At 38.1% G+C, this 23404-nt stretch carries 18 protein-coding genes; all 18 read left to right on the top strand.

The window, feature by feature from the left end; genetic code table 11:
• Positions 1 to 9: 9 nt before the first annotated feature.
• The 18 genes from fusA (at position 10) to trmB (ending at position 23396) form a co-directional block, all read left to right on the top strand.
• Entirely contained in the window at positions 10 to 2124 is a 2115-nt protein-coding gene (fusA, locus tag HMPREF0381_RS01330) for an elongation factor G (RefSeq protein WP_008750054.1), read from the top strand.
• A gap of 104 nt (positions 2125 to 2228) precedes the next feature.
• Positions 2229 to 3428 (top strand): elongation factor Tu, encoded by a 1200-nt coding sequence (tuf, locus tag HMPREF0381_RS01335; RefSeq protein ID WP_008750055.1) that lies wholly within the window; start codon positions 2229 to 2231, stop codon positions 3426 to 3428.
• Between the two features lie 249 nt (positions 3429 to 3677).
• On the top strand, positions 3678 to 4184 hold the full coding sequence (locus HMPREF0381_RS01340; protein WP_040461015.1) for a precorrin-2 dehydrogenase/sirohydrochlorin ferrochelatase family protein: 507 nt from the start codon (positions 3678 to 3680) through the stop codon (positions 4182 to 4184).
• 24 nt (positions 4185 to 4208) lie between these two features.
• Positions 4209 to 5183 carry a porphobilinogen synthase gene (gene hemB / locus HMPREF0381_RS01345; protein ID WP_008750057.1) on the top strand — a complete coding sequence of 325 codons (975 nt, stop codon included), beginning with the start codon at positions 4209 to 4211 and terminating at the stop codon, positions 5181 to 5183.
• Complete coding sequence (locus HMPREF0381_RS01350; protein WP_008750058.1) at positions 5180 to 5950, top strand: sirohydrochlorin cobaltochelatase; 771 nt, start codon at positions 5180 to 5182, stop codon at positions 5948 to 5950. The genes hemB and HMPREF0381_RS01350 overlap by 4 nt, the downstream gene beginning before the upstream one ends.
• Positions 5940 to 6869 carry a hydroxymethylbilane synthase gene (hemC, locus tag HMPREF0381_RS01355; RefSeq protein ID WP_008750059.1) on the top strand — a complete coding sequence of 310 codons (930 nt, stop codon included), beginning with the start codon at positions 5940 to 5942 and terminating at the stop codon, positions 6867 to 6869. The genes HMPREF0381_RS01350 and hemC overlap by 11 nt, the downstream gene beginning before the upstream one ends.
• A complete protein-coding gene (gene cobA, locus HMPREF0381_RS01360; protein ID WP_008750060.1) occupies positions 6859 to 8352 on the top strand; it encodes a uroporphyrinogen-III C-methyltransferase in 1494 nt (497 codons plus the stop codon). The genes hemC and cobA overlap by 11 nt, the downstream gene beginning before the upstream one ends.
• Positions 8333 to 9628, top strand: a complete 1296-nt coding sequence (gene hemL / locus HMPREF0381_RS01365; RefSeq protein ID WP_008750061.1) for a glutamate-1-semialdehyde 2,1-aminomutase — start codon at positions 8333 to 8335, stop codon at positions 9626 to 9628. Before cobA ends, hemL begins: the two co-directional genes overlap by 20 nt.
• The gene (gene hemA, locus HMPREF0381_RS01370) at positions 9625 to 10797 is read left to right on the top strand and encodes a glutamyl-tRNA reductase (RefSeq protein ID WP_008750062.1); all 1173 of its coding nucleotides are present in this window, start codon (positions 9625 to 9627) and stop codon (positions 10795 to 10797) included. Before hemL ends, hemA begins: the two co-directional genes overlap by 4 nt.
• 363 nt (positions 10798 to 11160) lie before the next feature.
• On the top strand, positions 11161 to 12042 hold the full coding sequence (locus tag HMPREF0381_RS01375; RefSeq protein ID WP_008750063.1) for a DegV family protein: 882 nt from the start codon (positions 11161 to 11163) through the stop codon (positions 12040 to 12042).
• A gap of 201 nt (positions 12043 to 12243) precedes the next feature.
• Positions 12244 to 13305 (top strand): zinc-binding dehydrogenase, encoded by a 1062-nt coding sequence (locus tag HMPREF0381_RS01380; RefSeq protein WP_040461613.1) that lies wholly within the window; start codon positions 12244 to 12246, stop codon positions 13303 to 13305.
• 1 nt (position 13306) lies between these two features.
• Positions 13307 to 14245 carry a glycosyltransferase family 2 protein gene (locus HMPREF0381_RS01385; RefSeq protein WP_008750065.1) on the top strand — a complete coding sequence of 313 codons (939 nt, stop codon included), beginning with the start codon at positions 13307 to 13309 and terminating at the stop codon, positions 14243 to 14245.
• Positions 14246 to 14259: 14 nt separating this feature from the next.
• Positions 14260 to 16473: a glycosyltransferase family 2 protein gene (locus HMPREF0381_RS01390; RefSeq protein WP_008750066.1), complete on the top strand. Its 2214-nt coding sequence runs from the start codon at positions 14260 to 14262 to the stop codon at positions 16471 to 16473.
• Between the two features lie 13 nt (positions 16474 to 16486).
• Positions 16487 to 17479 carry a glycosyltransferase family 2 protein gene (locus HMPREF0381_RS01395; protein WP_008750067.1) on the top strand — a complete coding sequence of 331 codons (993 nt, stop codon included), beginning with the start codon at positions 16487 to 16489 and terminating at the stop codon, positions 17477 to 17479.
• A gap of 124 nt (positions 17480 to 17603) precedes the next feature.
• On the top strand, positions 17604 to 19010 hold the full coding sequence (locus HMPREF0381_RS01400) for an undecaprenyl-phosphate glucose phosphotransferase (protein ID WP_008750068.1): 1407 nt from the start codon (positions 17604 to 17606) through the stop codon (positions 19008 to 19010).
• 13 nt (positions 19011 to 19023) lie between these two features.
• Entirely contained in the window at positions 19024 to 20760 is a 1737-nt protein-coding gene (locus tag HMPREF0381_RS01405; RefSeq protein ID WP_040461016.1) for an LCP family protein, read from the top strand.
• 207 nt (positions 20761 to 20967) lie between these two features.
• Positions 20968 to 22632 (top strand): S1C family serine protease, encoded by a 1665-nt coding sequence (locus HMPREF0381_RS01410; RefSeq protein ID WP_008750071.1) that lies wholly within the window; start codon positions 20968 to 20970, stop codon positions 22630 to 22632.
• Between the two features lie 110 nt (positions 22633 to 22742).
• A complete protein-coding gene (gene trmB, locus HMPREF0381_RS01415) occupies positions 22743 to 23396 on the top strand; it encodes a tRNA (guanosine(46)-N7)-methyltransferase TrmB (protein ID WP_008750072.1) in 654 nt (217 codons plus the stop codon).
• Positions 23397 to 23404: the final 8 nt, after the last annotated feature.

Here is a 23404-nt window from a genome sequence, read left to right on the forward strand (position 1 = left end):
GGAAACCAATTGGCTGGAAGAGAATATCCGTTGGAGAGAACCAGAAATATTGGTATCATGGCTCATATAGATGCCGGTAAAACCACACTTACTGAGCGTATCCTATATTATACTGGTGTAAATTATAAGATTGGTGATACCCATGAGGGTACCGCTACAATGGACTGGATGGCACAGGAAGCGGAAAGAGGTATTACAATTACTTCAGCCGCTACAACATGCCACTGGACATTACAGGAATTTAACAAAGTAAAGCCAGGTGAGAAGGAAAATCGTATAAATATTATCGATACTCCGGGACACGTTGACTTTACTGTAGAGGTGGAGAGATCACTTCGTGTACTTGACGGTGCTGTCGGTGTGTTCTCTGCAAAAGAAGGTGTAGAACCGCAGTCTGAGAATGTATGGAGACAGGCAGATACATATCATGTACCGAGAATGGCATTTATCAATAAGATGGATGTTATGGGTGCCGACTATTATGCAGCAGTTGAACAGATTCATACAAGACTTGGAAAAAATACAATTATGCTTCAGATTCCAATCGGAAAAGAAGACGATTTTAAGGGAATTGTAGATCTCTTTGAGATGAAAGCTTATATCTACAATGATGACAAGGGTGATGATATTTCAATCGTTGATATACCTGACGAGGTAAAGGACGAGGCTGAATTATATCATGGTGAGCTTGTTGAGAAGATTTGTGAGCTTGATGATGACCTTACAATGATGTATCTTGAGGGTGAGGAGCCTTCAGTTGAGCAGCTTAAGGCGGCACTTAGAAAAGGAACTTGTGAGAACAGGGCAATACCTGTATGTTGCGGTACGGCTTATCGCAATAAGGGTGTGCAAAAGCTTATTGATGCTATTGTTGAGTTCATGCCTTCACCGCTTGATATCCCTTCAATAAAGGGTGTTGACCTTGACGGAAATGAAGTTGAAAGACATGCTTCAGATGAGGAGCCTTTCTCAGCTCTTGCATTTAAGATTATGACAGATCCTTTTGTAGGAAAACTTGCATATTTCAGAGTTTATTCCGGAACACTTAACGCCGGTTCATATGTACTTAATGCTACAAAGAGCAAGAAGGAGAGAGTCGGTCGTATCCTTCAGATGCATGCAAATAAGAGAACGGAGATTGACAAGGTTTATTCAGGAGATATTGCGGCGGCCGTAGGCTTTAAGCTTACAACTACAGGTGATACAATTTGTGATGAGCAACATCCTGTAATCCTTGAGTCAATGGAATTCCCTGAGCCTGTTATCGATATCGCTATCGAGCCGAAGACAAAGGCAGGTCAGACAAAGATGATAGATGCTCTTGCAAAATTGGCTGAAGAGGATCCGACATTCAGAGTTAAGACAGATGGCGAAACAGGACAGACCATCATATCAGGTATGGGTGAGCTTCACCTTGAGATCATTGTAGACAGACTTCTTAGAGAGTTTAATGTAGAAGCAAATGTAGGTGCACCACAGGTTGCTTACAAAGAAACATTTACCAAGGCTGTTGATGTTGATTCCAAGTATGCAAGACAGTCAGGCGGTCGCGGTCAGTACGGTCACTGTAAAGTTAAGTTTGAACCTATGGATCCGAACGGAGAAGAGACATTTAAGTTTGAGTCAACTGTTGTCGGCGGTGCTATTCCTAAGGAATATATTCCGGCTGTCGGCGAAGGTATTGAGGAGGCTACAAAGTCAGGTATTCTTGGAGGATTCCCGGTACTTGGTGTACATGCAAATGTATATGACGGTTCATACCATGAAGTAGATTCATCAGAAATGGCATTCCATATCGCAGGTTCTATGGCATTCAAGGATGCTATGAGTAAGGCGGGACCTGTACTTCTTGAGCCTATTATGAAGGTTGAAGTTACAATGCCTGAGGAATATATGGGTGATGTTATAGGTGATATCAACTCAAGAAGAGGTCGTATAGAGGGTATGGAGGATATACCAAGCGGTAAGCAGGTAAATGCATTCGTTCCGCTTTCAGAGATGTTCGGATACTCAACAGACCTTCGTTCAAGAACACAGGGTCGTGGAAACTACTCAATGTTCTTTGAAAAATATGAGCAGGTTCCAAAGTCTGTTCAGGAAAAAGTTCTTAATGATAAGAAATAATAAAGCTAAGATATAAGCATATTAACTTGCAAAATATCAGCTGATACTATATAATATAACAAAATTTACTATTAATTTAAGTTTAATTCAAGGAGGAATTAACAATGGCAAAAGCAAAATTTGATAGAACAAAGCCTCATGCTAACATTGGTACAATCGGACACGTAGATCACGGTAAAACAACTCTTACAGCAGCTATCTCTAAGGTTCTTGCAACAAGATTCCCTTCAGAGACAAATAAGATTGTAGACTTTGATAAGATTGATAAGGCTCCTGAGGAGAAAGAGAGAGGTATCACAATCTCAACAGCTCATATTGAGTATGAGACAGCTAAGAGACATTACGCACATGTTGACTGTCCGGGACACGCCGACTATGTAAAGAACATGATCACAGGTGCTGCACAGATGGACGGTGCTATCCTTGTTGTTGCAGCTACAGACGGTGTTATGGCTCAGACAAGAGAGCATATCCTTCTTTCAAGACAGGTAGGTGTTCCATATATCGTGGTATTTATGAACAAGTGTGATATGGTTGATGATGAGGAGCTTCTTGAGCTTGTAGAGATGGAGATCAGAGATCTTCTTAACGAGTATGAGTTCCCTGGTGATGATACACCTATTATTCAGGGTTCAGCTCTTAAGGCTCTTGAGGATCCGATGGGACCTTGGGGTGACAAGATCATGGATCTTATGGATGCTGTTGACAGCTACATTCCTGATCCTGAGAGAGATACAGATAAGCCTTTCCTTATGCCAATCGAGGACGTATTTACAATCACAGGTCGTGGTACAGTTGCTACAGGTAGAGTAGAGAGAGGTACACTTAACCTTAACGATACAGTAGAGATCCTTGGTATCCATGAGGATAAGAAGTCAACTGTTGTTACAGGTATCGAGATGTTCAGAAAGCTTCTTGATCAGGCTCAGGCAGGTGATAACATCGGTGCACTTCTTAGAGGTGTTCAGAGAACAGAGATCGAAAGAGGTCAGGTTCTTGCTAAGCCGGGTTCTGTAACATGTCATAAGAAGTTTACAGCTCAGGTTTACGTACTTACAAAGGATGAGGGTGGACGTCATACACCTTTCTTTAACAACTATCGTCCACAGTTCTACTTCAGAACAACAGATATTACAGGTGTTTGCAACCTTCCTGCCGGAACAGAGATGTGCATGCCGGGTGATAACGTAGAGATGACTATCGAGCTTATCCATCCTGTTGCTTGTGAGCAGGGTCTTAGATTCGCTATCCGTGAGGGTGGTAGAACAGTAGGTTCAGGTAGAGTTGCATCTATCATTGAGTAATCTGTGATTAAGGTCAAAAGTAAACATAGGTTTATTTAGACCGCCAATAGTAATTAACGGTATTATATCGGTTATACAGTGATGTATCTTCAGATACTAGGTAATTTATAATACCTTCATAAAAAACGGGCTCTCATTTGGGAGTCCTATTTTATTTGTTATTATACTCAATTATATATTAGAATATGTTATAATATAGGAAGTATTTTTTTGCCACAAGGCAGAACAGTTTTTATAGAGGAGGCGAATATGGCAAAGTATTTCCCGTTGTTTATTGATATAAACGAGAAGACATTTTTAGTAGTTGGAGCAGGCAATATAGCAGTCAGAAGAATCTTAAAGCTTAAGGAGTTTGGATGTAAGATAATAGTTGTGGCAAAGACTATAGCTGCAACTATCATGGACCAGCAGGATGATAAGCTTATCTTAAAAGAGAGAGCTTATGACAGCATGGATGTTGAGGATGTGGACTATGTGATAGCTGCTACAGATAATAAGGAACTCAATGAGAAGATTGTTTGGGACTGTAATAGAGCCGGTATTATGGTAAATGATGCATCAAACTATAAAAACTGCGATTTCTACTTTCCGGGTATTGTGACGGAAGAAGAGATGGTAATAGGAGTGACTTCATCCGGCAGCAATCATAGACTTGCAAGAAGAGTTGCAAGTGAAATCAGATATAATATAAAAGAAGTGGTTACCCGATGTAAGAAAGAACTTGAAGAAGATCCGAATGCGGAAAAATTTGACTGATGTGATTATTGTAAGAGGAGAAACATGTTTAGAACCAGAAGACTAAGGGCAAATTCAAATATCAGAAATATGGTAAGAGAAACCAGAATAAGCAAGGATTCTCTTATTTATCCTATGTTTTTTGAAGAGGGAGAGAATATCTTTGAAGAGATAGAGTCCATGCCCGGGCAATACCGTATGAGTATAGACAGATGTGACAATGTTATAAAAGAATTGCTTGAATCAGGGGTGAAGTCTGTAATATTGTTCGGTATACCGGGGCATAAAGATGAGTCGGGAAGCGAAGCATATCATGACCATGGTATTGTACAGGAAGCAATCAGATATATAAAGAAAAACTATCCTGAAGTATATATTATAGGTGATGTGTGTATGTGTGAGTATACTTCACATGGACATTGCGGAATATTAAAAGGCAATGATATTGACAATGACAGTACTATAAAATATCTGGCAAAGATTGCACTCTCACAGGTGGAGGCGGGTGCCGATATGGTGGCACCTTCAGATATGATGGATGGCAGAGTAAGTGAGATTAGAAAATTGCTTGATGCAAACGGCTATAAAAATATCCCTATAATGTCATATTCTGCAAAATATGCTTCGGCATTCTACGGTCCCTTTAGAGTTGCGGCAGATTCAGCACCTGCATTTGGAGACAGAAAAACCTATCAGATGGATGTGCATAATATAAGAGAGGCTATAAAGGAAGTTTATGATGATGTAGCGGAGGGTGCGGATATAGTTATGGTAAAGCCGGCTATGAGCTTTTTGGATGTGGTGGCCAAGGTAAAAGAAATCACAGATATTCCGGTAGCGGCCTATTCTGTAAGCGGTGAGTATGCTATGGTGAAGTCGGCGGCAAAGAACGGTTTTATAGACGAGGAGAAAATAATGTGTGAGATGGCAGTGTCGGCATTTAGAGCAGGGGCTGATATCTATATCACATACTATGCAAAAGAATTGGCAAAATGTATAGATAAGGGGGTAATAGGTTGAAAAGGGGAGTAATAGTTGCAAGTTTCGGAACAACACATGACGATACAAGAAAAAAGACAATAGATGTAATAGAAAATGATATTAAGGATACATATAAAGACAGTATTATCTTAAGTGCATGGACCAGTGATAAGATAAGGGCAAAGTTAAAAAAGAGATATAATTTACATATCAATGATATTAAAGAGGCACTTGAGGAGGCAATCAAGCTTGAAATTGAGGACTTGCTCATTATAAGTACTCATATTATGGACGGCATTGAAAATAATAAAGTCAAGGAAGCAGTCGCTTGTTATAAGGATAAATTTTCAAGGATAAGAATGGGTAATGCACTTCTTGAAAGCAATGAGGACTTTGAATATATTATAAAACAGCTTGACTCAATTTATGAAAGTAAAGAGGGTGAGGCATATCTTTTGATGGGACATGGTTCCGAGCATGAGTCCAATAAAATATATGAGTTACTTAGAAATAGATTTGTAGAGCATGGCAGAGATGATATTTATATAGCTTGTGTAGAGGGATATCCATATATTGAAGATGTATTGCCACAGCTTTCAAGCTATAATACACTACATTTGTCACCGTTTATGATAGTGGCAGGTGACCATGCAAAAAATGATATGGCAGGTGATAATGACAGCTTTAAGACCATACTTGAAGATATGAACAAGAATGTGGACTTTGAACTTAAAGGACTTGGTGAATATGATTTTGTGAGAAGGCTTATACTAAAACATGCTGATGAGGCAAGTTATGTTTCATAAGGAAATAATAAGGATTGGTACCAGAAAGAGTGCTTTGGCACTTGCACAGACTAAGTTGGTGGGGGATGCTGTAAAGAACAGCTTCCCCCATATAAAAATAGAATATGTTCCCATGAATACCATAGGAGATAAAAGACTTGATATCTCATTACAGGAAATAGGCGGAAAGGGGCTGTTTACAAAGGAACTTGAAGAAGCGCTTATAAAAGGAGATATAGATTTGGCAATACATTCAGCTAAAGACTTGCCTCTTGAGTTCGACAATAGACTTAAGCTTATGCCTGTACTGAAAAGAGGTGCTGTAAGAGATGTGCTGGTTGTAAAAAACGATTGCCCTGTTGATTTGCAGATAAAAGATTTGCCACGCGGATTTAGAATAGGTACAAGCTCAAAGAGAAGATCCGAACAGGCAATGCTTTTGAATCATAATATAAAAATAGTACCGATAAGAGGAAATGTGCTTACCAGAATCGGTAAGATATTTTCAGGTGATACAGACGGTGTTATCTTGGCAAGGGCAGGACTTGACAGACTTTTAGCCGATACAAATTGTGCAGGTGAGTGTGATAAGATTTTACAAAAAGTCAATATAACAGATATAAAGGAAACCGATATACTGCCGGCACCTGCACAGGGAATACTTTGCGGACAGTATGCGTCTGATTATATATCTGAAGTTTTAAAAAAGATACAGGATGAGGACTGCAATATTTTATTTAATGCAGAAAGAAAGTATCTGAGTGTATTGGAGGCCGACTGTCATACAAGTGCAGGTATATATATAAAAAAGGACAGGGACAATTACAGTATAAAAGCCTACTTTGAAGGTAAATATCAAATTGCATATAGTGACAGTAAAGGACTTTTTGACATGGTTGAGAATACGGCAAACAAACTTAAGAGGAAAAATGTTAAATAAAGAGGTAAAAAGGGTTTCACTTGTAGGTGTGGGGCCCGGAGATGAAAAATTGCTTACATTAAAGGCACTTGAATGTATAGAAAATGCAGATGTTTTGGTATATGACAATTTGATAAATCCTACAATATTAAATAAAGCAAGACTTACGGCCAAGCTTATCTATGCCGGTAAGATATCAGGGGATCATTATATGACTCAGGATGAAATAAATGAGACTGTTGCATGGCATGCCGGGGCCGGAGAATATGTAGTCAGATTAAAGGGGGGCGACCCTTATATTTTTGGCAGAGGCGGAGAAGAGGCACAATATCTTATAGAAAGAAATATTGATTTTGAGATAGTGCATGGAGTAAGCTCTTTTTATGCAGGTCTTGGGTATGCAGGAATACCTGTTACATTTAGAGGTGAGGCGACATCATTTCATGTCTTTACAGGACACAAAAAAAAAGGAGAAGTGCTTGACCTTGATTTTAAAAATATTGTCAAACTGGACGGCAGCCTTGTTTTTTTGATGGGAATATCAAATCTGTCTGTTATAGTAAACGGACTGCTCTCAAACGGTATGAACCCTTTTACTAAAGCGGCTGTTGTAGAAAACGGTACAAGATATAATCAAAGAGTTTTTAGAGGTGAACTTGGCAATATGGAAGAGATTGCCAAAAAAGAAAATATAGTTTCTCCTGCATTGATTGTGGTAGGGGATGTATGCAAGAAGAATTTGTCATTCTTTAATAAATACAGATTGCCGCTTTCAGGTAAAAATATACTTTTGACCGCTACAAGATTGTCTGCGGAAAAAATGACACCAAGATTTAAGGAGGTAGGAGCTAATATATGTGAGATGAGTCTGATTGCTACTAAGGAAATAGAGATTGGAAAGGACAGGCTTGAATGTGAGCTTAATAATTCCACACATATTTTATTTACCAGCTCAAACGGTGTAAATATATTTTTTGAACAGATAAAAAAATATGGTATTGATATTAGAAGTCTTTATAATAAGAAGATTTGTGTTATAGGCAGCGGAAGCGGTGAAGCTTTGAATAAATATGGGATAAATCCGGATTTTATTCCAAGCAGGTTTGATTCAAAAAGTTTCTTGGATGAGATTTTGCCGCAGCTTGATAAAAGCAGTAAGGTCCTTATGCTCAGGGCAAAGCTTGGAAGTGATGTTTTGCCAAATGGACTAAAAAGTGCAGGTATCGGTTTCAGTGATATTCCTATTTATGATACGGTTATTGACTACAGAAAAAAGTTTGAACTGAACAGGAATATAGAAAGTTTTGACTATGTAGTGGTAGCAAGTGCAAGTGCCGCAAAGGCTCTGGTTGAGATGATTGAAGATGATTCAGTACTTAACGGCAGGGTGGTTTCTATAGGGCCTGTGACTACAAAGGCACTTCTGAAATTAAATATAGAAAAAATAATTACAGCAAAACAATATGATGTAGAGGGAATAATAGATGCAATCAAGAAATTATAAAAAATCAGAAAAATATTTTGAATTATCAAAGAAATATATTCCGGGAGGGGTAAACTCTCCCGTTCGTGCTGCAAGGGCGGTACACTGTGACCCGGTTTTTATAAAATCGGCTCTTGGCTCAAAGATATATGATGCGGACGGCAATGAATATATAGATTATGTATGTTCATGGGGTCCTGCAATACTGGGTCATGCCTATCCTGTTGTATTGGAAAAGGTAAAAAAAGCATTGAAAAAGGGTCTAAGCTTTGGAGCTCCTACAAAAAAGGAATATATCTTGGCTGAGATGATAAATGAGGCAATGCCTGCTATGGAGCAGGTAAGGCTTGTAAATTCAGGCACTGAAGCGACTATGAGTGCTGTCAGACTTGCAAGAGGGTATACAAAAAAGGATTTGATTTTGAAATTTACAGGATGCTATCATGGTCATTCTGACGGACTTTTGGTAATTGCGGGAAGCGGTGTACTTACTGAGGCGATTTCTTCAAGCGCAGGTGTACCGAATGACTATGCAAAGAATACTTTGGTAGCGGAGTTTAATGACAGTGACAGTGTAAGTGCATTATTTGATAAGTATAAGGGAAAGATTGCCGCAGTTATTGTAGAGCCTGTAGCCGCAAATATGGGTGTAATTCCTCCAAAGGAAGGTTTTCTTGAATTTTTGAGAAAAATCACAAAAGAAAATGATTCACTTTTAATATTTGATGAGGTTATTACAGGATTCAGGTTGGCAAAGGGCGGTGCCTGTGAGTACTACAATATAGAGCCTGATATTGTCACGGTAGGTAAGATAGTAGGTGGCGGTATGCCTCTTGCAGCCTATGGCGGCAGAAAAGAGATTATGGCATGTATCAGTCCTTTGGGTAATGTATATCAGGCAGGCACACTTAGCGGCAATCCTATAGCCACTGCGGCAGGTATTGCTACACTTGAAGTACTTTTTGAACATCAGGAAATTTATAAACATATAGATGAGAGTGCAAAAACTCTTGCAGACGGCATTGAAAAGATAATGAATGCAGATACAAAAAGAGTGCATATAAACAGAGTAGGTTCTTTGATGTCTGTATTCTTCACTTCAAAAATTGTAAGCTGTTATAAGGATGTGCTTAGTTGTGATCTTGATGAATATGCAAGTTATTACAGTTTCCTTAGAGAAAACGGAATATATATTGCGCCAAGCCAGTTTGAAGCCGTTTTTATATCAGATGCACATGACAGTGAAGATATAAAAAATACACTTGAGGTAATAAAAAAGTTCGGGGGAGTAGAATGATTTTACTTCTAAGTCTAAGCTTTAAGAATACTCCACAAAAGATAAGAGAGTACTTTGCTTTTGGAGATGAGGAAAAGAAAAGGCTGCTTTCAGCTTTATGTGATGAAGAGCCTATAGACGAAGCGGCAATACTTGTTACCTGTAACAGAACAGAGATATATATAAGTACACACAAAGAGAATACAAATACACTGATAAGCCTTATTTTGAAAAATTGTGAAGATATTATCGGTATGGATATAGAACATTTGAGAGATTATATACTGTGCTATACGAAAAGAGGTGCGGTAAGTCATCTCTACAAAGTAAGCGCAGGGCTTGATTCAATGCTTATCGGTGAGGATCAGATACTGGGTCAGGTAAAGGATACTATAGAGTTTGCAAGAGAATGTAATACAGCACATCTGTATCTGAATACATTATTTAGAGATGCAGTCACAGAAGCAAAGAAAATAAAAACGGAGACACTTATTTCAAAGTCGGGAGTATCGACTGCAACACTTGCACTAAGAGTGGCAAAGGATGAATTATCAGGATTTGAGGGTAAGAAGCTGCTTATAATAGGTGCTTCAGGTAAGATAGGAAATATTGTGCTGAAGAATGCACTAAGCTATGATTTTTCACACATCTATGTTACAAAAAGAAGCCACAATATAGATATGTCTCCAAATGTCAGAGATAGAATAAGTATAATAGAGTACAATGACAGATATCAATATATAAAGGATGCAGATGTGATTATTTCCGCAACCGGTGGACCGCATTTTACATTGACTAAGGAACATATAAAAGATAATTGGGATACTGAAAGCAAAAAGATATTTGTAGATCTGGCAGTACCATGTGATATTGATGAGAGAATAGGAAGTTTAGACGGGGCATCTTATTACAGTATGGATGATATGAAAAAATATGCGGTGGAGAACAATGAAAAGAAAAAATTAAGTATTGAAAAAGCAAACGAGATGGTTAAAGAAGGTGTTGAAAAATTCTTAAAATGGGAATTATTTCAGGAAAATTGGAAGGTTTTTTCTGATGCTACAAAGAGCCTTGAGAAAGAAATAGCAAGAATCGGTGAGAAAAAAACATTGGAGCATCTTTTTTATAAAATCAGAGATAATGGAAGTCTTGAGGCTTTACAATCTTTGATTGATACTCTGTCAAACTGAATTTTAAACGGGCTTTATTGTGAAATATAAAGCCTGTTTTTGACTCTAAAAAACATCATTATATACAATTATATATAATAATAATATATATATAGCGAAAATATCTTTTTTAAAAAGTTTTTACAAATAAAAAATCGCATAAAAAATATAAATCAAATAATAAAATATTGAAAAATAGCTTAAAAGTATGCTATTATATAGATGCATGGGAATTTGCAAAAATTAACAGTAGATTAACTTGATATGCAAGACATAAAAAGGATAAACCGATCCTTATATTGAGGTATTTTTAATGGACGTAAAGAATACTTCGGTATTAAATTCATTTGGTTAGATTACAAAAAAACGTTAGGAGGTATAGTCATGGAGGACTATATTTTATCATGCAGCTCCACCGCAGATATGACTAACGGGTATTACTCTGGTAGGGATATTCATCATATTGACAATACATACTGTATTGAAGGACAGACATATGATGAAAGTATGGAAGAGGGCGTGCCTTTATCGGATTTCTATGAGAAGATGAGAAACGGTATAAATCCGACAACAAGTCAAATCGACATGGCAGATTACAAGGAATACTTTAAGAAGTTTTTGGAAGACGGTAAAGATGTATTACATATTTGTCTTTCATCAAGTATATCCGATTCGTATCAGGCCGCGATGGCAGCAGTGAAGGAACTGAAGGGGGAATATCCTGAAAGACAGTTATATGTAGTAGACTCTTTGTCCGCATCGGCAGGTATGGGTCTGTTGATTGATATTTTAGCAGACAAAAGAGATGAGGGAATGCCTATTGAAAGACTGAAGCTCTATGCGGAGAATTCAAAAAAGTATATCAATCATTGGTTTTTTTCAACTGATTTGACCACCTATCTGAAAGAAGACAGATTAGCCAACTTTACATATAAAATAGGCAAGTCACTTAACTTCTGTCCGCTTATGTGTGTGGACGGTGAAGGAAAGCCGATTGTGATTGAGAAGGTGAAAACAAAGAAAAAGACTATGGAAGCTATTGTTTCCAGAATGGAAGTTCAGGCAGTTGACGGTAAGAGATATACAGGAAAATGTTTTATCAGTCATTCTGATTCGGAAAAAGAAGCTGTAAAGCTGGCAAGTATGCTTGAGGCCAGATTCCCAAATCTAAAGGGGAATGTTGAAGTAAAAGAGATAGGTCATATAATAGGTGCACACACAGGTCCTGAAACAGTGGCGGTATTTTTTGTAGGAGACAAAAGATAATTAAAATTTAGGTTGTGAAAAGAAGCTTAGGCCGGTACCGAAAGAATTATTCTTGGTACCGGCCTAAGCATTTTTGTTTGTATTCTTGCTATTGTTACATTAGTGTTTAGGATATATAATAATAGTGTTTGGATTGTAGGATTATAAGTGCAGCAAAATGATATCAATTTGACAGGAATACAAAAAGAACAGGGAGAAGAAATGGAAGCGTTTGCACTAATAGAAAGAAACAGAGCAGAGATTATAGATTTACCTAAGCCGGTGCTTGGCAGTCCATACAATGCAGTATTGACTCCGGTGGCGGTATCGGTATGCACATCAGATGTAAATACTGTATACGGTTCGGGGGCAAAGAAGCCGGACAACCTTATTCTGGGACATGAAGCGGTGGCAAGGGTAATAAAGACAGGTGAAAAGGTTAAGGATTTTAAAGAAGGAGATATAGTGGCGGTTCCTTCCATGACTCCGAATTTTCATGACAAGGATATACAGGACGGTAACTTCTTACATGCAGGAGCAAACTTCAGTGCAAATGCTTTAGGCAGAAGTACTCCGGGAGTCTTTGCAAGAGAGTTTGAAGTAGCCGATGCGGATTTGAATTTAGCAAGGCTGCCCGAAGGAGTAAGTCTTGGAAACGGACTTATGTGTACAGATATGGCGACCACAGGATTTACAGGTGCCGAAAGGGTAAATTTTGGAGATACCGTAGTAGTACTCGGTACAGGCGGAGTGGGACTGATGGCTATATGTGGAGCCGCACTTCGCGGTGCAGGCGGAATCATTGCAGTAGGCAGCAGAAGGGCAAGTATTCCTCTTGCATATGAGTATGGTGCAAGTGAAGTAGTATCATACAAAGAACACAATATAGTGGAATATGTCCTTAAAGCTACAACCGGTAAAGGTGCGGATGTGGTAATAATTGCCGGAGGTAATGACAGGACTTTTTCAGATGCTATAGATATGGTAAGATATGGTGTCGGAAAGGTTGTAAATCTGAAACTGTTTACAGGAGACGGAAGTATGGAAATACCGAAGTTTTCTTCCGGAAGAGGCATGTCGGGTAAGAGCATATATATGGAGCTTGGAAAGGGCGGCAGAGTCAGGATGGAAAGACTCTTAGCTATGGTGAAGTATAAAAGATTTGTACCTGAGAAAATGATTACACATACATTCAACGGATTTGAGAATGTGGTGGAGGCATTACAGCTTATGAAAGATAAGGGTAATGATGTCATAAAGACGATGATACTTACAGGATGGTAGAATGAAAAAAATAAGTATAGTGGTACCATGCTTTAATGAAGAAGAAAATGTGGTACCTATGGCAAATGCCATAAGAGAGATATTCAAAAATAATCTTTCTTCCTACAAATACGAGATTATTTTTATTGACAATGATTCAAAAGACGGAACAAGAGAATTGATAAGAGAGCTTTGCAGGAATGATAAGGATATAAAGGGGATATTCAATGCAAAAAACTTCGGACAATTCAACTCTCCATACTATGGAATGTTACAAAGTACCGGAGATGCGACTGTTTTGATGGCGGCGGATTTTCAGGATCCGGTGGAAATGATACCCAAGTATGTGCAGGCATGGGAAGACGGCTATAAGATAGCTATCGGAATTAAAAAAACCAGTCAGGAAAATAAGATAATGTATCACTTAAGAAGTCTTTACTATAGAATGATAAAGAAGCTTTCCGAGGTGGAGCAGATAGAGCATTTCACAGGCTTCGGACTGTATGACAAGGCATTTATTAATGTGATGAGAGAGCTTGACGACCCTGTACCTTTTCTTAGAGGAATAGTGGCGGAACTTGGATTCAGAAGAAAAGAGATTCCATATGACCAGCCGCAAAGGAGAGCCGGAAAGACAAGCAATAATTTGTATAAGCTTTATGATGCGGCGATGCTTTCATTTACCGCATATACGAAGGTAGGACTTCGTCTTGCAACTTTTGCAGGTATTATACTCTCCGGTTTATCTATGATAATAGCGGTAATGTATCTGATTATGAAGTTATTATATTGGGACAGATTTCCGGCAGGGATGGCACCCATTCTTATAGGTATGCTTTTTTTAGGTTCCATACAGATATTTTTTATAGGACTTGTCGGAGAATATATAATGACCATAAACCAAAGAGTGATGAAAAGACCGCTTGTAGTGGAAGAAGAAAGAATTAATTTTGAAGAATAAAAGGAAAATACTTTATGAAATATAAGGTGGATTATGTTCGTATACGTGAGAACTATATTACTTTAAACGGTTGGGTTGTGGGTAAGAAGCCCACTTCACAGCCCTCTTTTCATGTCTATAACAGTAAAATGGAAAGTATCGAGTTCAAATATGTAAAGACCAGAAGAGATGATGTAAGTCAGACATATTTTGGCAAAGTATATGATGAGGACTATGGCTTTGATATAAAGTTTGACTACAAAAGGGGTGATGACTACTATATTGAAATAGCAGTTGACAAGCAAAAAAAGAAAATAAAATATAATGAAGAACTGATATATAAACGTTCAAGTGTTGCTTATAAGAGGATGGAGAAGTTAAAGGACCTTTGCAATATGGAGACTGTAAGGGTGGCATTTAATTTTCTGAAAAAACATGGATTGACTGCACTTATCAGAAAGTCAAAGAGCAAGATTCAGGGTATGGACAATGACTACGAGTATGCCGAGTGGTATGAGAAAACCAAACCGACTAAGGAAGAGCTGGATGCACAAAGAAGAGCTGTTTTTAAGTACTCACCGTTATTTTCAATAGTGGTACCGCTTTTTTCAACACCCGACAATTTTCTTGGCGAGCTGCTTGACTCTATAATAAATCAAACTTATCAAAACTTTGAAGTCTGTCTGGCAGACGGCTCTGAAAACGGCAAGGATAAAGAGGAATTTGTAAAAAAATATATTGAAGAAAAAAATACCGGAAGTAAGATAAAGTATAAAAAGCTCGGGAAAAATCTTGGGATTGCAGGCAATACCAATGAGGCACTTAAAATGGCAACCGGTGACTATATAGTCCTTGCAGACCATGATGATGTGATAACACTAAATGCACTGTATGAATGTGCAAGGGCAATAAATGAAACAGATTGCGATTGTTTATATTCTGATGAGGATAAACTTGATATGGATGGCGGTTCACTGTTTGACCCACATTTTAAACCGGACTTCAACATTGATATGCTTGAGAGTGTAAACTATATCTGTCATCTTTTTGTAGTAAAGAAAGAACTTGTGGATATAGCCGGAATGTTTGATGAGGCATATGACGGGGCACAGGATTATGACTTTATTTTCAGAGTGACTGAAAATGCAAAAAAGATTGTGCATATACCGAAGGTGCTGTATCATTGGAGATGTCATATGAACTCTACAGCATCCAATCCTCAAAGTAAGTTGTATGCATTTGAGGCGGGTGCAAGGGCGATAAAGGCACATATAGAGAGAACGGGCAATTCTTTACCTGTAGAGAAAATAGAAAAAGGGGTTGACTACGGTATCTATCATAAATATTTTATTATGAAAGAGCAGCCGCTTTTGTCAATTATTATCCCGAACAAGGATCACAGTGATGACCTTGACCTTGCCGTTCGTTCTATAATGACAAAAAGCACTTATAAAAATCTTGAGTTTATTGTGGTGGAGAACAATTCTACAGAGAAAAAAACTTTTGATTACTATGAAAAGATTCAAAAGGAATTTGACAATGTGAAAGTGGTTTTTTGGGATAGGGAGTTTAACTACTCACTTATCAATAACTTCGGTGTAGGCTATGCAAGCGGTGAGTATCTTTTCTTTTTAAATAATGATATTGAAATGATAAATCCAACTTCTATTGAGGAGATGATGTGGTATGCTTTTAGAAAAGATGTGGGAATAGTGGGTGCCAGACTGCTTTACAATGATGATACCATACAGCATGCAGGAGTGGTGGTCGGATTCGGCGGTGTGGCGGGTCATACCTTCATAGGTCTGTCTGATGTGGAAAACAGTTATTTTCACAGAGCACTTACATTGCAGGATTATTCCGCCGTAACAGCGGCGGCACTTATCACAAAGAAATCTGTTTTTAATGAAGTGGGCGGTTTCAGTGAGGAACTTGCGGTGGCTTTTAATGATATTGATTTTTGTATGAAGGTAAGAGAAAAAAACTATCTTGTAGTTTACAATCCTTATGCACTGTTTTATCACTATGAGTCAAAGTCAAGAGGACTTGAGGACAGCCCTGAAAAGATTGAAAGATTCAATAAAGAGTCTGCCGTATTTATGAAGAGATGGTCTGAAATTTTGGCAAAGGGTGACCCGTATTACAATCCGAATCTTACGCTTAGAAAGTCAAACTTTGCACTTAGAGATTTGCTGCATGAAAAGATTGGTGAGCCTTTTATTGATGAAAAGATGAAAAAATACCTATAGGTATGGGAGAAATATGAGTAAAGTAACAATAATAATACCGAACTACAATGGTGCCGACTTCCTTGGAGAATGTATAGAATCTCTAAGATATCAGACATATAAAAACTTTGATGTGCTGGTGATTGACAACGGCTCAAGTGATGATTCCTTAGAGTATTTAAGAGATTTGGAAAGTTATGAAAAAAATTTGAATGTAAAGGTAATATATTTAGATGAGAATCTCGGATTTGCAGGCGGCGTGAATGTCGGTCTGGCTGCAAGCGACAGCAAGTATATTATTTTATTAAACAATGACACACAAGTTTTTGGCGACTATGTGGAAAAACTTGTAAATGCAATAGAAAAGTCGGAGAAGATATTTGCAGTAAATCCGCTTATGATAAATGCACATAATAAGGAACTTGTGGATGATGCCGGTGACGGATATTCACTGCTTGGATGGGGATATCAGATAGGCGTAGGAGAGAAAGTAAGTGATTTTACAAAGAAAAGGGCTGTATTTTCAGCCTGTGCAGGTGCAAGCATATATAGGAAAAGTGTCTTGGATGAAGTCGGCTACTTTGATGAGATGCACTTTGCATACCTTGAGGATATGGACTTAAGTTTCAGAGCAAGACTGAAAGGATATATAATAGGTTTTGAACCTGATGCAAAGGTATATCACCTTGGAAGTGCGACATCAGGTTCAAAGTACAATTCATTTAAGGTAAGACTGGCTGCAAGAAATAATATTTATCTTATATATAAGAATATGACCAACTTGCAGATAGGGTTTAATATTTTGCCTATTGCACTTGGTACATTTATAAAGATGGGATTTTTCTTAAAAAAGGGATTTATAAAAGATTATATCAGCGGACTTATTGAAGGATTTAAGAATTTAAAAGAATGTGACAGAGTAGATTTTGGTGAGATAAAGAAATCAAATATATTGGCTTTAGAGGGTGAAATTATATTCGGAACCTTTGAGTATGTGTACAGATTTATAAAAAGGCATACCGGTTAAGAACTGTTACTAAAGATTAAATAAAATGTAATAAATGATTTTGTTTTTAGTTGTAAAATTGAAGTAGAGTTTTACAATAATTTAGGCAGAGATCGGACACTGAAAGTGCGATACGGAGCGATATATGATTAAAGAAAATCAAAAGAGGCTGAATAGGCTGCATGTACTCTTAGATGCCCTTGTTATATTTATAAGCTACTTGATAGCTTATCTTATAATGTATTACAATGATGATGCTATACTGGCACTGTCGGCACAGGTGTACTTTAGTGCGTTGATTATTATAATACCTTTATTTCTTATATTGTATGAGTTCTTTGAATTATATACACCTAAGAGAATTTCGGGTAGAAGAAGTGAGATAGCAAATATTTCCAGAGCCAACACCATCGGAGTTTTGATAGTTACTTTGGCACTGTATCTTGGCGGTAAGAATATGAATATGCACCACTTCTCAAGAAGGCTGGTAATTATCTTTTATATTCTTACAAATGTACTTATGGTATTTGAAAGAGGCTTTATAAGAAGCTTTTTGATGAGTATCAGGACAAAGGGCTACAATCAAAAGCATGTCTTGTTGATCGGATATTCCAGAGCGGCTGAAGGCTATATAGACAGAGTAAAGCAAAATCCTGAGTGGGGTTACAATATTAGAGGTATTTTAGATGACCACAAGGAAAGAGGATATTGTTACAACGGGGTTAAGGTAATAGGTACAATATCAAATCTGCATATGATTCTTGAGATGAATGTGCTGGATGAAATTGCCATTACACTTAGTATAAAGGAGTATGAGCATCTTGAGGCGATAGTAAATGACTGTGAAAAATCGGGTGTGCATACAAAGTTTATACCCGATTATAACAACTTTATACCGACAATTCCATATATAGAAGATTTGCAAGGGCTTCCTGTTATAAATATAAGACATGTACCGCTTACAGAACTTCATAATGCATATATAAAAAGAATTGTTGACATATTCGGGGCATTATTTGGTATAATAGTATTCTCACCGGTGATGATAGTCACCGCGATACTTGTAAAGCTGACAGACGGTGGACCGATAATATATGCTCAAGAAAGAGTAGGTTTACACAATAAGCCTTTCAAGATGTATAAATTCCGCTCTATGGCTGTTCAAAAGCCGTCAGAGGAGAAGTCAAAGTGGACTACGCCCAATGACCCGAGGGTCACAGCGGTAGGCAGGTTTATAAGAAAGACAAGCATTGATGAAATGCCGCAGTTTTTCAATATATTAAGCGGCAATATGTCACTTGTCGGACCCAGACCGGAAAGACCGTTCTATGTGGAAAAGTTCAGGGAGGAGATACCGCATTATATGATAAAACACCAGGTAAGGCCGGGACTTACAGGTTGGGCACAGGTCAACGGTTTTAGAGGAGATACTTCCATACAAAAAAGGATTGACCATGACTTATATTATATTGAAAATTGGACTCTTGGTTTTGATTTCAAGATAATGTTTTTGACAATATTTAAGGGATTTATAAATAAAAATGCTTATTAGCAGGAGGAATATAATGAGCGAAGATAATCAGAAGAAGCCTAAAAAAAAGAAAAAATCTAAGATTGTTTTTTTCTTTACAATGCTTATAGCGGAAGTTTTCGTACTGGGTGTAATATTTGCATACGCATATGCACTTAAGCAATATTCTAAGATACAAAGACCTGACTATGATGTGGAACAGGTTCTAAATACAGATCTGTCCGAGAAGAAACTGGCAGAGATGAGAGGGTATAAGAATATTGCGGTATTTGGAGTGGACTCAAGAGACAGCAGTGTGGGCAAGGGTAACAGATCGGATGTTATTATTATCTGTTCGATAGACCAATCAAGCGGTAATATTAAACTGGTTTCCGTATACAGGGATACATATCTTGATGTAGGAAAGAATTCTTTCCAGAAAGCAACACATGCTTACAGCTATGGCGGTCCGGCAAGAGCTGTAAAGATGCTGAATGACAGCCTTGATCTCAATATCACAGACTATATCACATTTAACTGGAAAGCGGTTGCAACCGCTATAAATATCCTTGGCGGTGTGGACATAGATGTTACAAAGCCTGAGTTTAAATATATCAATTCATATATTACAGAAACTGTAAAGGGAACCGGTATCGGTTCTGTACAGCTTAAGGCACCGGGTATGCAGCATCTTGACGGTGTGCAGGCTGTAGCTTATGCAAGACTTAGATATATGGATACGGATTACCAAAGGACTGAAAGACAGAGAAAAGTGGTTGAGCTGGCTTTTGAGAAGGCAAAGAAGGCTGATCCGAAAACTCTCAATGATTTGCTTGGAAATGTATTGTCAATGGTAGCTACAAACCTTACATGGCAGGATGGTCTGGATGTAATCAATGATTTTGGAAAGTATAAACTTGTAGATACACAGGGATTCCCGTTTGACAAAGATGATATGACAATGGGAACAAAGGGATTTATAGTGGTTCCGGTAAATCTTGAGAGCAATGTGGTAAAGCTTCACAGTTATCTCTTCGGAGATGAAGGCTATGAGGCATCTGCAAAGGTTAAGGCATACAGTGAGCGGATTTCAGAAGATACAGGTTTTTACAAAGACGGTGATAAAGTCAAACGTGTAAAGACAAGTGGCGGATATAAGTCAAATAAGAGTTATGATGATGAAGATGAGACTAAGAGCAAAAAGAAGTCCAATAAAGAGGAAGAGAATCAAAAAAGCAACAGTGTGGATGTCTATACAGATAATAATGGCAGATATTACCGGTTGGATGATAACGGCGAGACAGTCTGGATAGACAGAAATGAAGGTGAGGACTACTACACAGACGGTGCCGGCAATAAGTATTATATGCAGCCTGAAGAAAAAGACGGCAAACGTAAAGAAAAGAGTACAAAGGCAAAGGCAAGTGTAGAAGAGCAGGCTGAACCTACACAGGCTGACAAGGGTTCAAATGTGGAGATAATAGAGCCTCATACAAAGAGGAATACAGGTGAAACCGAGACTGTAGCTCCGAAAAAGAAGCCGAACGGTCCGGGTGAGACTGTTCCTGAAACTACTACTGAAGAACAGACTAAAAAATCAATAGGTCCGGGTGAGACTGCACGTAGCACTGAGGAGCAGACAACTAAGGAAAAAGAAAAGGTGACAAAGGAGCCTACAGTGGAGTCGATACCTGCTGCTACAACGGCTCCCAAGGAAGAGACTGTGCCTTCAGTGCCAAGCGGGGGGCCTGTAGTCGGTAATACACAGACAGTGGAGCCTAGGCCGGAATAAAAAATATAATAAAAATCATAAAATAAACTTATTTTGTACACAAAGTGTACACAAAGCATTGGTAGACTTATAACCATCAAAGGAAAGCTGCCGATGCTTTTTTATTGTAAAGGCGGCAAAGAATTTATCACACTGTGGCAAATATACTTGCTATAGGGATGATTATTTAAATAAATGAAAGGAGAGTACATTTAGTACAAAGATATTATGGAATTTGATAGAGATGAATTTGACAATGAAGTTAACGCAAGTATAGAGAATACAAACGATGCCGATATAAATGACACAGGCTCAAACGATGAACCGAGGGATATAGACAGCATTATAAGAAGACATAGTGAAAGCCTTGCAAAGGCGGCGGAAGATATAGCAAGAAATGAAGGAAGTTCTGCCGTTTCCTATGATAATACACAGAATGAAGATGGTGCAGAAAAACAAGTCGTATCAAGTTTTGCTTCTAATGCAAGTGTAGATGCAAGTGCAGATACAGGTGTAGATTTAGAAAAAACACAGGATATACAAAATAATATAAATAAGGAGACAAATAATGCAGACAATAGCGGAAGTTTTGGAGAAACTGATAGAGGAGCTCAGTCAGAAAATGTACGAACACAGGCTTTTGCCACACAGCCTCAAAAAGGCAAGGGTAAGAGTAAAGAGCGAAAAAAATCAAAAGTAGGCAGGGCATTCGGTCTGGTAGCAAGTGCGGCAGTATTCGGTCTGGTAGCCGGAGGTGTAATGGTAGGTGTAAACAATGTTGCAAGCAGCTATGTCGGAACCGGTGCAAAGACAAAAGTAGATGATATAGTAATAGGAAATCAGGATAATACTAAGAGTGAGAGTACTGCGGCACCTGCAACTAATCTCTCAAGTATTGATGTGTCACCTATAGTGGATAAGGCAATGCCTTCAGTAGTATCTATCTATGGAAAGGAGCAGGTTACACAAAACAGCTTCTTCGGTCCGCAAAGTTATGAGGCACAGTCAAGCGGTTCAGGTATTATAGTCGGAAAGACAGACAGTGAACTTTTGATAGTAACAAATAACCATGTTATTGCCGATACTACCAGTCTTGAGGTTGAATTCACAGACGGTAAGAAAGCCGCCGCTTCCGTAAAGGGTGGTGACAGCGACAATGATGTGGCTGTAGTGGCTGTAAAACTCTCCGATATGGGAGAGGATACCTTATCAAGAATCAGTATTGCAAATATCGGAGACAGCGATTCCGTTAAGGTAGGTCAAGGTGTTGTGGCCATAGGAAATGCCCTTGGATATGGTCAGTCGGTAACGGTAGGATATATTTCAGCACTCAACAGAGAGGTAAAGACTGAAGGCGGTACTTCAAAAAATCTCTTACAGACTGATGCGGCTATAAATCCGGGAAACTCAGGCGGTGCGCTTCTTAATATGCAGGGTCAGGTAATCGGTATCAACTCTGCAAAGTATTCAGATACTGCTGTAGAGGGAATGGGCTATGCAATTCCTATTTCCACTGTAAAAGATCTTATAAAGGAACTTTCAAGTAAGGAAACAAGAACCGTAGTGGCACAGGAGAATCAGGGCTACCTCGGTATACAGGGTAAGGATATTGATGAGGAAATGGCAAAAGCCTATGATATGCCGCAGGGTATATATGTATACAAGGTGGTGGAAGGCGGTGCTGCTGCCTCTTCAGATTTGAAAGCAAAGGATATCATCACCAAGTTTGACGGACAGAGCGTAAGAAGTATGGAAGAACTCAAAAATATGCTTACATACTATGAGAGCGGCAGAAAAGTCGATTTGACAGTTCAAAGACTTGATGACAGCGGTAAGTATGTTGAGAAGACTGTAAGTATTACTCTTGGCAAGAGAGAAGCACAGGAGCAGTAAATAATATAGTTTTAGAATATATACTTTTTTAGCAACAGGTAAATGCCTGTTGCTTTTTTTAATGTTTTTACTGTATACTAAATTGCTATATAGGAAACGGAGTATATGATATGAGACTTAGACATATAAAAGGCTGTGAGGACTTTATTACTGATGCGAAGGAATGTATCAGAGAGGATAAAGCAATTGCCCTAAAGGGTAAAATACAGAATATCTTTGATATAAGAAGACCGCTACAGATAGAGATAGGCATGGGTAAGGGGCAGTTTATAAGGAATATGGCAATAAAACATCCTGATATCAACTTTATAGGTGTTGAAAGATATGAGAGTGTCCTTATGAAAGCTGTTCAAAGAAAGAGAAATCTTGAAGCGGACAAAACAATAGATAATCTAAGATTTTTATGTGCAGATGCAAGAAAACTTGCAGAGATTTTTGAGGCCGGTGAAGCTGATAAGATCTTTTTGAACTTTTCAGATCCATGGCCGAAGGACAGGCATGCCGACAGAAGACTTACTTCTCCATACTTTTTGGATATATATGACAGGATATTAAAATCTGACGGTGTAATAGAGTTTAAAACCGATAATGTGGGGCTTTTTGAGTATTCACTTAAGGTTATTAAGGATTCAAAGTGGAGGTTGGATTTTTGTAGTTTTGATTTTCACTCTGAAAAAGAAAGTGAGGAGAATATAATGACTGAGTATGAGGAAAAATTTGCAGGCCAAGGAAATAAAATCTGTAAGATGATTATAAGCAGATAAAAAGAAAA

It is taken from the genome of Lachnoanaerobaculum saburreum DSM 3986, from assembly GCF_000185385.1.
GTDB classification, from domain to species: Bacteria; Bacillota; Clostridia; order Lachnospirales; family Lachnospiraceae; genus Lachnoanaerobaculum; species Lachnoanaerobaculum saburreum.